The sequence below is a fragment of the Flavobacterium sp. B114r genome, from assembly GCF_056824125.1.
Map to the genome: position 1 here is coordinate 1 of NZ_CP124858.1, position 12,556 is coordinate 12,556.

Here is a 12,556-nt window from a genome sequence, read left to right on the forward strand (position 1 = left end):
ATGACTAAAACTGCTCAATCGGTATGGGAAAACTGTTTGTCCTTTATAAAAGACAATATTCAAGATCAAGCATATAAAACTTGGTTCGAACCAATCAAATCAGTTGAGCTAACCGACAACGCGTTATATATTCAAGTACCAAGTAAATTTTTCTACGAATGGCTAGAAGAACATTACGTGAAATTATTGAAAGTCGCACTTACCAAAGAACTGGGAAAAAACGCAAAGTTACTCTATAAAATTAAAATGGAGAACACTTATGGCAACAAACAACCGTTTACCGAACAGTTGCCAAGTGCCAACAGAGTGCCAATGAAACCGCAAGAGGTTGATGCTCCGTTTAAAAACTTAAACCCTGAACTTAAAAATCCGTTTGTAATTCCCGGAATTAGAAATCTTAAAATTGAATCGCAATTAAATGCGAACTACAGTTTTGACAATTTCCTTGAAGGTGATTCTAACCGTTTAGCCCGTTCTGCAGGTATGGCTGTTGCCAATAAACCTGGAGGAACATCATTTAATCCTTTATTGATTTTTGGTGGAGTTGGTTTAGGAAAAACACACTTAGCACATGCTATAGGTGTAGAAGTAAAAGATAAATATCCTGAAAAGACGGTTTTATATATTTCTGCCGAAATTTTTACACAACAATATATTGATTCGGTTAAAAAGAATAATCGTAATGATTTCATTCACTTTTACCAATTAATCGACGTTTTGATTATTGATGATGTTCAGTTTTTATCTGGAAAATCAGGAACTCAGGACGTATTTTTCCATATTTTTAACTATTTACACCAAAACGGAAAACAGGTAATTTTGACTTCGGACAAAGCTCCTGTTGACATGCAGGATATTGAGCAACGTTTATTATCTCGTTTTAAATGGGGATTGTCTGCTGAATTACACCAGCCGGATTACGAAACCAGAATTTCGATCTTAAAAAACATTCTTTATCGCGATGGTGTTGAAATCCCGGAAGATATTATTGAATATGTTGCACGCAATATCAAAAGCAATGTTAGAGAACTTGAAGGTGCTATTATATCGTTAATTGCACAATCTTCTTTCAATAAAAAAGAAGTTACAATTGAGTTGGCTAAAAGCGTTGTTGAGAAATTTGTTAAAAACGTAAAGAGAGAAATCTCTATCGATTATATTCAAAAAATTGTATCAGACTATTTCCAGTTAGACATTGAAACACTTCAATCAAAAACCAGAAAAAGACACGTGGTACAGGCAAGACAATTGGCTATGTTTTTTGCAAAGAAATTCACAAAAGCTTCTTTAGCAAACATTGGCTCACAAATTGGAGATCGTGATCACGCTACTGTATTACATGCTTGTAAAACTGTTGACAATTTAGTTTCTACAGACAAACAATTCAAGAAATTTGTCGAAGACATTAACAAAAAACTAACGCTATAAACGCGAATCATGCCAGTAAAAATTTTAATGGTTTGTTTGGGAAATATTTGCAGATCACCTTTAGCCGAAGGTATTCTAGCATCAAAATTACCCCATGATAAATTTATTGTTGATTCAGCCGGAACAGGTTCATGGCACGTAGGTAATGCTCCGGACAAACGTTCGATTGCAGTAGCCCAGAAAAATGGATTATGCATAGACGCTCAAAAGGGACGACAATTTAAAATCACCGATTTTGATGAGTTTGATTACATTTATGTAATGGACAGTTCCAATTATAGCGACGTAATTCATCTTGCAAAAACGCCTGAACACAAAAACAAAGTTCAGCTTATTCTAAAAGAACTTTTTCCTAATAAAAATACAGATGTTCCTGATCCTTATTACGGAGCAACAAATAGCTTTGACGATGTATATAAAATGCTGGATGAAGCTGCTGAAATTATTGCCAAAAAACTTATCAAAAAACATTCATAATTTAATTTGTATTTTAATTACTTAACTGGTAATTAAAATACATTTTTGTTTAAACTCTAAAATATCACAAAATGAAACTTCTAGGAAAATTATATTTAATTCCAACAACAATGGGCGAAAGCGATCCAATGGATGTTTTGCCACAAACCGTAAAAAGAAGTATCGATTTTATAGATCATTATATTGTTGAAAACGAAAAAACGGCAAGAAAATCAATAAAAGCGGTTTCGCCGGAAAAAAAACAATCAGAACTAATACTTTTCACCCTTAATAAACGTACCGAACCAAGCGAGCATTTAGATTTTATCAAACCTTTGCTGGAAGGAAAAAACGTAGGATTAATGAGTGAAGCTGGTTGTCCGGGTGTTGCTGATCCCGGTGCTGTAATTGTAAAATTAGCACATGAAAAAGGAATTCAGGTTGTTCCGTTAGTTGGTCCTTCGTCTATATTGTTAGCAATGATGGCTTCCGGAATGAACGGACAAAGTTTTACTTTCAACGGGTATTTGCCAATTGATAAAGACGAGAAAAAATCGGCATTGAAGTATTTTGAAAAATTATCGCAGGACAAAAATCAATCTCAACTTTTTATTGAAACTCCTTATCGAAACAATAAATTAGTTGAAGATATTCTTCAAATATTAAATCCTTCGACGCATTTATGTATTGCGACTGATATTACGTTACCAACAGAATTTATTAAAACATTGCGTGTTGCAGATTGGAAAAAACTAAAAGTTGATTTACATAATCGACCTACGATTTTTATTATACATAAAATGTAAACTAACTTTAAGACACTATATCATGAAAAAGTTTTTAATACTAATTCTAATTTGTGTTGCGCAAAAAACATTTTCACAAAAGGAGATCAGGAGAATTCCTGAACCTCCGAAAAATATAAATGGAAATATCATTCCTCCTAACGAAATCGACATATACAACCCTATTGGGATTGACGTAAAACCAGAGTTCCCAGGAGAAAAAGTAGAATTTCATCAATTTATAGAGAGAAACTATAAAAAATCAAACAAGAGACCAACTTTGCAAGGAAAAGTATTCGCCACTTTTAATATTGAAATAAACGGTTCATTAAGTGATATAAAAATCCTTCGAGATATTGCATCTTACAGCGGAGAGGAACTGGTAAGGGTTTTAAAATTATCTCCTACATGGAAACCTGGAAAACTAAACGGTAAAGGAGTCAGAACTATATACTCACTTGTTGTGCCTGTACAGCTATAAGTCTGCAATTATCAATCTTTTTCTTAATCTAATTTCATGAGCAAACTTCCAAATGTAACAACAAGCATTTTTACGGTCATGTCTAAAATGGCAACCGAATATAATGCAATAAATCTTTCGCAGGGATTTCCGAATTTTCCTGTAGACGAAAGATTAACAGCTATTTTGGCAAAATTATCGAAAGAAAATGTGCACCAGTATACACCAATGGCAGGTTTTCCTCCATTGATGAATCAGATTGCAAAATTGGTTCAGAGTTCATACAACAGAATAATTGTTCCTGAAACAGAAATCTTAGTTACTGCCGGCGCAACTCAGGGAATTTTCACTTCAATTTTGGCCTTGGTAAAAACAGGTGACGAAGTTATTATTCTGGATCCGAGTTATGACTCTTATGAATCCCCTGTTCTTCTTTGTAATGCAAAACCTGTTCGGGTAGCTTTAAATGACAATTATACACCAAATTGGGAAACCATAGAAAAAGCCTGTTCGCCAAAAACAAAGATGATTATTATCAATAATCCGCATAACCCAACAGGAAAAATTTTGACAGAAGAAGATTTTCTTCAACTAGAAAAACTACTATCAAAACATCCTGACATTATTGTTTTATCAGATGAAGTTTATGAATACATCACTTTCGAAGAAAAACATATTTCTGCACACACTAAAGATTTTCTTTTAAACCGTTGCATAATGGTTTCTTCTTTTGGAAAATCATTTCATATTACGGGCTGGAAAATAGGCTATACTGTTGCACCCGAACATTTGATGAAAGAAATTAAAAAAGTACACCAGTTTTTGGTTTTTAGCGTCAACAGTATTTCACAAGCTGCCATTAGTGAATATTTAGATCTTGTAAATGTCAATCTTTTAGGGAAATTCTATCAGGAAAAACGAGATTATTTCCAGAAATCACTTCAAAATAGTCGTTTTGAGTTAAAACCTTGCGAAGGAACTTATTTTCAGGTGGCTTCTTATGCAAGTATTTCAAACGACGATGATGTTACTTTTTGTAAAAAACTAATAACCGATCATGGCGTTGCTGCTATCCCTATTTCTACTTTTTATTCTGATCATAAAGACCAAAAATTAATACGTTTTTGCTTTGCCAAAGATGATTTTACTTTAGAATCTGCCGCAAAAAAATTGTGTGATATATAAAGTTTATCAAAAATTTATAACATTATTATGCGCGCATCCTATTTATTTAATTAATATTGTAATAAAAAGAAAAAAATATGAGCTATACAGATAAAATGTTAAGAGATGACGCTTTAAAAGGTAAAGTCATAGTAGTTACAGGTGGCGGAAGCGGTTTAGGAAAAGCAATGACAAAATATTTCTTAGAATTAGGCGCTCAGGTAGCGATTACTTCAAGAGATTTAGACAAGCTAAAAGCTACTGCAACTGAACTTGAAACTGAAACAGGAGGTAAATGTTTACCACTTCAATGTGATGTTCGTCATTATGAAGAAGTAGAAAACATGCTTCAGGAAGTTTTAAAAGCTTTTGGCAAAGTTGATGTTCTTTTGAATAATGCTGCCGGAAATTTTATTTCTCCAACAGAACGTTTATCTGCAAATGCATTTGATACTGTTATAGATATCGTATTAAAAGGGTCTAAAAACTGTACGCTTGCTTTTGGTAAGCACTGGATCGATACCAAACAAAAATCATCTACAATTTTAAATATAGTTACTACTTATGCCTGGACTGGTTCAGCTTATGTTGTACCAAGTGCTACTGCAAAAGCAGGAGTGTTAGCCATGACGCGCAGTTTAGCAGTCGAATGGGCAAAATACGGAATCCGCTCTAATGCAATCGCTCCGGGACCATTCCCTACAAAAGGTGCATGGGACAGATTATTGCCGGGCGATCTTGCTGAAAAATTTGACATGGCCAAAAAAGTTCCATTGAAACGTGTAGGTGATCATCAGGAATTAGCAAATTTGGCAGCTTATTTAGTATCTGATTTTTCAGCTTATGTAAATGGTGAAGTGATTACTATTGATGGTGGAGAATGGCTAAAAGGCGCAGGGCAATTTAATTTACTAGAAGCAATTCCTGAAGAACTTTGGGACCAGCTTGAAATGATGATAAAAGCAAAAAAGAATAAATAATTTTACGTGCTTACTAAATTCAGAATATTTTTTATAAACTATACTGATTGCACCAAATCCCGAAGGTTCTACTTTCGGGATTTTTTTATGTTTTTTACCATATAAGTAATATAAGTTCAATGAAGTAATAAATTGTTTAAAGATCTGTTTGCTTAAATTTACTTATATAACTTATATGGTTAAATAAGTTAATATGTGTAGACAATCCAGTTAAATTATTATTTTTGCCGAACAAAATATATAATATAAAATTATGCTCATTATTGGAATTGCAGGAGGAACAGGAAGTGGAAAAACAACGGTGGTACACCAGATCATGAACGAATTACCAGACACTGAAGTGGGCGTAATTTCTCAGGATTCGTACTATAAAGAAACCCATAATTTGTCATTCGACGAAAGAGCATTAATCAATTTTGATCACCCGCGCGCGATCGATTTTGAATTATTGGTAAAACATTTAAAAGCTTTAAAAGAAGGCGAAACTATCGACCAACCGGTATATTCATTCATTCAGCACAACAGAACTGACGATACGGTATCAACGCATCCAAGAAAGGTAATGATTGTTGAAGGGATATTAATTTTAACGAATCCTGAGCTACGCGACCTTTTTGACGTTAAAGTATATGTTCACGCTGATTCTGACGAAAGATTAATTCGTCGTTTAAAGAGAGATATTTCTGAACGCGGACGCGATATCGACGAGGTTTTAACACGTTATCAGAACACTTTAAAACCTATGCATGAGCAATTTATAGAACCTTCAAAAGCCTTCGCAGATATTATTATTCCTAATGATAAATACAATACTGTTGCCATTGATGTAGTTCGTGCTGTAATTAATCAACGAATTTCATAAATTTTATCGTAAATTTATTCCATAGAAATAAGGAGCTATTTCCCGCTCTCGCCTTTATCTTTTTATGGCAGAAAAAGCCATAAAAAGGATATCGGCTCCATCGGGGCTAGAACACCAATCAAAATTATAAGAAGTAATCAGTCAAAGAGAAAATGAAATTCAAAAATCCATATAAAGGCAAACGCTGGTTCAAATTAGTAGGCAACAAATATGTCTGGGTTTTACTCTTTTTTGTAATCTGGATGTTCTTCTTAGACAATTACTCTTATTTTGATCATCGCTTTTTAGACAACCAGATCAACGAACTACAAGACAACAAAAAGTATTACCAGGTCGAAATAAAAAAAGATCAGGAACAAATTAAGCAACTTAAAAACCCTGAACAAATAGAAAAATATGCTCGCGAAAAGTATTTCATGAAAAAAGACAGCGAAGATATTTATATCATCCAATTTGAAGGAGATACTATTCAAGACACTAAAGAATAATCAGAAAAAAGCACACAATCCCAATGGCTACTACCCTATTCGACGATTTTAATCCGATTTCATCCAAACAATGGAAACAAAAAATTCAGTTCGAATTAGACGGAGCTGATTATAACGAAACTGTTATTTGGAATTCTCCGGAAGATATTCAGGTAAAACCATTTTATCATATCGATGAATTTTCAAAAACTGCTTCAGTACAAACAGAAGCATCTAATTTTAAAATTTGCCAAAACATCTTTGTTTATGATATTGAGAAATCGATTCAAAGAGCCATTAACACTATCGAAAGAGGTGCGGAAAGTTTGCGTTTTACCATACAAAACGAAAAAATTGATGTCAAAAAATTATTAGAAACTCTTCCTTTAGAAAACAGAACAGTTTACTTTAATTTATCGTTTATTTCAATCGATTTCGTAAAAATATTAGACACTATTTCAATTCAGAAAAAAGCTATTTTTTATTGTAATATTGACCCAATTGGTCATTTTGCAAGAGAAGGGAACTGGTTTACTACATCAGATAAAAATAATTTTGAAACGATTGAAAAAATTTCAAAAGCAACAACAAATCTTAATTTATTAAGTATAGATTCAGGTTTGTATCAAAATGCAGGTGCCAATATTACACAACAAATAGCCTATAGTTTAGCGCATGCCAATGAATATTTGAATCGTTTACCAAGTATTACAAAACCAATTGTTTTTGAAATATCTGTAGGCACCAATTATTTTTTTGAAATTGCAAAACTTCGTGCTTTACGAATGCTTTTCAAATTGATCGCTTCAGAATACAATCCCAATTTAGAATGTCATTTTTTGGTAACACCAACCAAACGTAATAAAACGATTTACGATTATAACGTAAACATGCTTCGTACCACAACCGAATGTATGTCAGCCATATTAGGCGGTGCAGATGCTGTTGCAAATTTACCTTATGATTCATTATACCATAAAGACAATGAATTTGGTGATAGAATTGCCAGAAATCAATTATTGGTTTTAAAACACGAAAGTTACTTCGACAAAGTCAATAATCCGGCTGATGGAAGTTATTATATAGAAAGTCTAACCACACAATTGGCCGAGAAAAGTTTAACTTTATTTAAAGATATCGAGGCAAATGGTGGATTTTTAAAACTTCTAAACGACGGAACTATCAAAAAGAAGATTCAGGAAAGCGCTGTAAAAGAGCAGGAATTGTTCGATTCTAAAAAAGAAGTTTTATTAGGAACAAATAAATATCCTAATAAAGATGACAAGATGAAGCATGATTTAGAATTGTTTCCTTTTGTAAAAATAAAACCTCGAAAAACTTTAATTACACCTATTATAGAAAAAAGATTAGCTGAGAAGCTGGAACAAGAAAGATTAGAACTTGAATAAATATTTTTTCTAAGTAATTAATAAACCTGCTCAAAAGAGTATTTCCATGATAAGAAAAGACCTTAAACATATTAAGTTAAATGTAAAAAATGAAAAGTTAGACAAACTGGCCAATAATCCCAATTCTATAACTGAAAACTTTTACACGGCTGAAGGAATTGAACTCAAAAAAACTTATTCTGAAAAAGATATTGAGGATTTAGAGTTCTTAGAATTCGGAGCTGGCTTTGCACCGAATTTACGTGGACCATATGCTACTATGTACGTAAGACGACCATGGACGATTAGACAATATGCAGGATTTTCGACCGCTGAAGAAAGTAATGCTTTTTACCGAAGAAATTTAGCAGCAGGACAAAAAGGGCTTTCGATCGCATTTGATTTACCAACGCATCGTGGTTATGACTCAGATCATGAAAGAGTTGTGGGTGATGTAGGGAAAGCCGGAGTTGCCATCGATTCTGTCGAAGACATGAAAGTTCTATTTGATCAGATTCCACTTGATGAAATGTCAGTTTCAATGACTATGAACGGCGCCGTTTTGCCAATTATGGCATTTTATATCGTTGCAGCAGAAGAGCAAGGTGTTGCCATTGAAAAATTATCCGGCACGATCCAGAATGATATCCTGAAAGAGTTTATGGTTCGTAATACTTATATCTATCCTCCAACGCCTTCTATGAAGATTATAGCTGATATCTTTGAATTTACGAGCAAGAAAATGCCTAAATTTAATTCGATCTCGATTTCAGGATATCATATGCAGGAAGCCGGAGCAACTGCTGATATTGAATTGGCTTATACGCTGGCTGATGGTTTAGAATATATCAGAACCGGACTTTCTACAGGAATGACGATTGACGAGTTTGCCCCTCGCCTTTCTTTCTTTTGGGCAATTGGTATGAATCATTTTATGGAAATCGCCAAGATGCGTGCCGGAAGAATGATTTGGGCAAAATTAGTACAACAATTTAATCCTAAAAGCGATAAATCATTAGCTCTAAGAACGCATTGCCAGACAAGTGGCTGGAGTCTAACAGAACAAGATCCGTTTAATAATGTGGCAAGAACTTGTATCGAAGCTACTGCCGCTGCTTTTGGAGGAACTCAATCCTTACATACTAATGCTTTAGATGAAGCGATTGCATTACCAACAGACTTTTCGGCAAGGATTGCTCGTAATACTCAGATTTTTTTACAGGAAGAAACTAAAATCACAAAAACTGTTGATCCTTGGGGAGGAAGTTATTATGTTGAAAGTTTAACTAATGAAATTCTAAAAAGTACCTGGAAACTAATTGAAGAAGTAGAGGAATTAGGAGGAATGACAAAAGCTATTGAAGCAGGAATTCCAAAACTACGAATAGAAGAAGCAGCTGCCAGAAAACAAGCCAGAATAGATAGCGGACAAGATATTATTGTTGGTGTTAATCAATACCGACTGGAAAAAGAAGATCCTTTGCATATTTTGGATGTAGACAACCAAATGGTCCGCAAACAACAATTAGAGCAACTAGAACAGATAAAAGCAAAAAGAGATACTGAAAAAGTAAATCAATCACTCGAAAAATTAATACTTTGTGCCAAAACCGGACAAGGAAACTTATTAGAAATTGCTATTGAAGCTGCTCGAAACAGAGCAACATTAGGCGAAATCAGCGATGCTCTTGAAAGTATTTTTGGAAGATACAAAGCACAGATTAAATCCTTTAGCGGTGTGTATAGTGCAGCAATAAAAAATGACGAGAATTTTGAGAAGGCAAAACAATTAGCTAATGCCTTTGCCAAACAAGAAGGAAGACGTCCCAGAATCATGATTGCCAAAATGGGACAAGACGGACATGATCGCGGCGCAAAAGTAGTCGCAACCGGATATGCTGATGTAGGTTTTGATGTAGATATAGGTCCTCTTTTTCAAACTCCAGCCGAAGCAGCCAAACAAGCTGTTGAAAATGATGTGCATATTTTAGGCGTTTCATCACTGGCTGCAGGACATAAAACATTGGTCCCTCAAGTTATTGAAGAACTTAAAAAACACGGACGTGAAGATATCATGGTAATTGTTGGCGGTGTAATTCCGGCGCAAGATTATCAATTTCTGTTTGATGCCGGAGCCGTAGCTGTTTTTGGGCCAGGAACTAAAATCAGTGAAGCAGCTATTAAAATCTTAGAAATCTTAATTGACTAAAGAGCATAAAAAAATCCCGAACAATTTCGGGATTTTTTTATGCTTATTCTAAATTTGATCGTGTATTGTAGCATCATTATCTGCCTCAATATGGGATAAATCATAACCTCCAAAGGCTTTCATGTAACTTTTCAATGAAGTTCCATAGGCATCTTTAAAATGTCTGTTTCCATTATTTTTGAAAAAGTTTTTAACTGAACCAGCACCTCCAAGGTGTGCAGCTGCCAAAATTCCAGATTCGGTAATTTGAATGCCACTGATAATTTTACCTTGATACTTTTGAATTTCATTACGTAAAATCCATTTGTTTTTGGATAGCAAAGCAATAAATGCTTTTTCCTGTAAGGCAGGATCTTTTAAAAATGCTTTATTATTATGAACACCAACCGCTCTTAAGGCTTTAGAACCAAATTGGTATTTTCCCATGTAACCCAATGAATTTACCAATCGGTATTTTCCTTGAGATTCTTTAAAAGCAACTGCTTCTTTAAAACTTATAAGGCGCTTTTCTGTAAATAGAACATTTACCTTTTTTTCTGTAGGATAATCATCCTCTTCTTGCGATGGAAATACGTATTCAGATCCATCTGTTTTTTCGATTAGGAACCACGGTTTGGTTTCCATATTAAAGGGTTTAAAACCCAAACTCAAAAATGTAATAATAACGATCAAACTCGCATAAAAATACCACTTCTTTATCATAAATTGTTTTTCTTCAAGACGCTGTCACCCTCTTGAAATTTCTACGGTGCAAAGATAAGAAATACAAAACAATACTCATAATCAGCGTTTTACATATTTTATAAAATACAATAATCTCTTTTAATCCCTTTATTGACCGAGTATTCGAGCGATCGAACAGCTTCTGAAATTAGCTCCAAAAACTAAAAAAAAGAGTAAAAAAAAAGGGCTTTTTTAGCATTTTTTTATCAAATTCAAACAAAAAACAAGAAAAAACCTACTTTAAAATCTCGTTTTTAACAACGAAAAATGAATTTGATTTTAAAAATTCACATAAATCGAATCGAAATAAAAGATACTTTTTACTCAAATTCGAAGTCTGGTTTTTTACGAAAAATTAAAATTTACCTGAAAGCAAATGCTTTTTTTGTCAAAAGTATTTTCATAACATTCCATAAGTACAAAAATTGCAATTAAATGAATTTGCAACGGTTTTCCGAAATGCTTAGGTGTCATGTTTTTTTATGTAGGAAATAAAAAAATACCTCCCTATCAAACTATAATAAAAAAAACCGAAGCCATAAAAGCTTCGGTTTTCCATATAATTTCAATTGCACTACATGCAAATGCTCATTTATCTTGTTACCCCCTGGCTAGCAATCCAGTCTGAATATTTTTTTGCATTTTTAGTATGTTCTTCATAAGTAGCCGCAAATTCGTGATAACCAAATCGATCTACACTTGCACAAAAATAAATATAATCGTTTTTTTCCGGGTTTAAAACCGCTTCAAGAGCAGTAATATCAGGCATTGCGATTGGCCCTGGCGGAAGTCCTATGTTTACATACGTATTATAAGGCGATTTCATTACCAAATCATTATAAAAAACTCTTTTGATAACCTGATCAAAATTATTATCTTTTAATTTCAAGGCATAAATAACAGTTGGATCTGCCTGCAACGGCATTTCTAATCGTAAACGATTCAAATAAACGCCGGCAATGCGAGGTCTTTCATCTTTTTTGACAGATTCTTTATGAACGATTGAGGCCAAAATTGTTGCTTGTACAGGTGTTAATCCTTGTTTCTTTGCTTTTTCTATTCTTTCAGGAGTCCAGAAATTATGGTATTCCTTAATCATTTTATCACGGAATTTCTCTGCAGACGTATTCCAGTAAATTTCATAAGTATTGGGAATAAACATAGCAAATACATTATCTTCATTAAAACCATTTTCTTTCAAAAAAGCAGGATCTTTAATTGCTTTCATTAAAGACAAACTATCTGCTTCAATCTCTGCACCTACTCTTCCGGCAAAATTTTCTAAGCGCTCCTGATTATTAAAAGCCAATTTTACAGGAATATTAGCTCGCATCGCACGAACTAAATCAAGATTATTCATGTCTTTTTTAAGTAAAAAACGACCGGATTTTACATTTTCAGGATAGCTTCTTTTATTGGCAACCATTTCAAAATTGTCAAAATTCTTGATATAGGGTTCTAATATTTTCTTTACATCAGTATAATTTGCACCAGTTGGAACATATACATAAAGTTCTTTTTCTTCGAATTTGGTATTGGCGCTGAATATTTTATTAATTAAAATAAAACCATAAATCATTAAAACTGAAATTACAGCTACAGCAGATATCGTGATTATTTTTTTTAAGCTCAAA

General features: G+C 33.5%; 12 protein-coding genes. 10 read left to right on the forward strand and 2 right to left on the reverse strand.

Annotated features, from left to right (window positions below; genetic code table 11):
- The 10 genes from dnaA (at window position 1) to scpA (ending at window position 10,199) form a co-directional block, all read left to right on the forward strand.
- Window positions 1-1,428: a chromosomal replication initiator protein DnaA gene (dnaA, locus tag QLQ94_RS00005; RefSeq protein WP_271334477.1), complete on the forward strand. Its 1,428-nt coding sequence runs from the start codon at window positions 1-3 to the stop codon at window positions 1,426-1,428.
- A gap of 9 nt (window positions 1,429-1,437) precedes the next feature.
- Entirely contained in the window at window positions 1,438-1,905 is a 468-nt protein-coding gene (locus QLQ94_RS00010) for a low molecular weight protein-tyrosine-phosphatase (protein ID WP_482498775.1), read from the forward strand.
- Window positions 1,906-1,976: 71 nt separating this feature from the next.
- A complete protein-coding gene (locus QLQ94_RS00015) occupies window positions 1,977-2,690 on the forward strand; it encodes an SAM-dependent methyltransferase (RefSeq protein WP_427401665.1) in 714 nt (237 codons plus the stop codon).
- Window positions 2,691-2,712: 22 nt separating this feature from the next.
- Window positions 2,713-3,150: an energy transducer TonB gene (locus tag QLQ94_RS00020; protein ID WP_271334480.1), complete on the forward strand. Its 438-nt coding sequence runs from the start codon at window positions 2,713-2,715 to the stop codon at window positions 3,148-3,150.
- 36 nt (window positions 3,151-3,186) lie between these two features.
- The gene (locus tag QLQ94_RS00025) at window positions 3,187-4,314 is read left to right on the forward strand and encodes a methionine aminotransferase (protein ID WP_271334481.1); all 1,128 of its coding nucleotides are present in this window, start codon (window positions 3,187-3,189) and stop codon (window positions 4,312-4,314) included.
- A 77-nt stretch (window positions 4,315-4,391) separates the two neighbouring features.
- Complete coding sequence (locus QLQ94_RS00030; RefSeq protein WP_271334482.1) at window positions 4,392-5,273, forward strand: SDR family oxidoreductase; 882 nt, start codon at window positions 4,392-4,394, stop codon at window positions 5,271-5,273.
- 253 nt (window positions 5,274-5,526) lie between these two features.
- Window positions 5,527-6,135 (forward strand): uridine kinase, encoded by a 609-nt coding sequence (udk, locus tag QLQ94_RS00035; RefSeq protein WP_055095441.1) that lies wholly within the window; start codon window positions 5,527-5,529, stop codon window positions 6,133-6,135.
- Window positions 6,136-6,287: 152 nt separating this feature from the next.
- Window positions 6,288-6,623, forward strand: a complete 336-nt coding sequence (locus tag QLQ94_RS00040) for an FtsB family cell division protein (RefSeq protein ID WP_271334483.1) — start codon at window positions 6,288-6,290, stop codon at window positions 6,621-6,623.
- A gap of 23 nt (window positions 6,624-6,646) precedes the next feature.
- Entirely contained in the window at window positions 6,647-8,011 is a 1,365-nt protein-coding gene (locus QLQ94_RS00045) for a methylmalonyl-CoA mutase subunit beta (protein ID WP_271334484.1), read from the forward strand.
- 46 nt (window positions 8,012-8,057) lie between these two features.
- Window positions 8,058-10,199, forward strand: coding sequence for a methylmalonyl-CoA mutase (gene scpA / locus QLQ94_RS00050; RefSeq protein WP_271334485.1), 2,142 nt, complete (start codon window positions 8,058-8,060; stop codon window positions 10,197-10,199).
- A gap of 48 nt (window positions 10,200-10,247) precedes the next feature.
- On the opposite strand, the gene QLQ94_RS00055 is transcribed toward scpA, so the two are convergent.
- Window positions 10,248-10,901: a peptidoglycan-binding protein LysM gene (locus QLQ94_RS00055; RefSeq protein ID WP_271334486.1), complete on the reverse strand. Its 654-nt coding sequence runs from the start codon at window positions 10,899-10,901 to the stop codon at window positions 10,248-10,250.
- A 613-nt stretch (window positions 10,902-11,514) separates the two neighbouring features.
- The gene (gene mltG / locus QLQ94_RS00060; protein ID WP_271334487.1) at window positions 11,515-12,555 is read right to left on the reverse strand and encodes an endolytic transglycosylase MltG; all 1,041 of its coding nucleotides are present in this window, start codon (window positions 12,553-12,555) and stop codon (window positions 11,515-11,517) included.
- Between the last annotated feature and the right edge of the window lies 1 nt (window position 12,556).

Bases quoted from the DNA above. Each gene is read 5' to 3' on its own strand.
- scpA (WP_271334485.1), top strand. From the start codon at position 8,058: ATGATAAGAAAAGACCTTAAACATATTAAGTTAAATGTAAAAAATGAA.
- udk (WP_055095441.1), top strand. From the start codon at position 5,527: ATGCTCATTATTGGAATTGCAGGAGGAACAGGAAGTGGAAAAACAACG.
- QLQ94_RS00015 (WP_427401665.1), top strand. From the start codon at position 1,977: ATGAAACTTCTAGGAAAATTATATTTAATTCCAACAACAATGGGCGAA.
- dnaA (WP_271334477.1), top strand. From the start codon at position 1: ATGACTAAAACTGCTCAATCGGTATGGGAAAACTGTTTGTCCTTTATA.
- QLQ94_RS00030 (WP_271334482.1), top strand. From the start codon at position 4,392: ATGAGCTATACAGATAAAATGTTAAGAGATGACGCTTTAAAAGGTAAA.
- QLQ94_RS00010 (WP_482498775.1), top strand. From the start codon at position 1,438: ATGCCAGTAAAAATTTTAATGGTTTGTTTGGGAAATATTTGCAGATCA.
- QLQ94_RS00025 (WP_271334481.1), top strand. From the start codon at position 3,187: ATGAGCAAACTTCCAAATGTAACAACAAGCATTTTTACGGTCATGTCT.
- QLQ94_RS00020 (WP_271334480.1), top strand. From the start codon at position 2,713: ATGAAAAAGTTTTTAATACTAATTCTAATTTGTGTTGCGCAAAAAACA.
- QLQ94_RS00040 (WP_271334483.1), top strand. From the start codon at position 6,288: ATGAAATTCAAAAATCCATATAAAGGCAAACGCTGGTTCAAATTAGTA.
- QLQ94_RS00055 (WP_271334486.1), bottom strand. From the start codon at position 10,901: ATGATAAAGAAGTGGTATTTTTATGCGAGTTTGATCGTTATTATTACA.
- QLQ94_RS00045 (WP_271334484.1), top strand. From the start codon at position 6,647: ATGGCTACTACCCTATTCGACGATTTTAATCCGATTTCATCCAAACAA.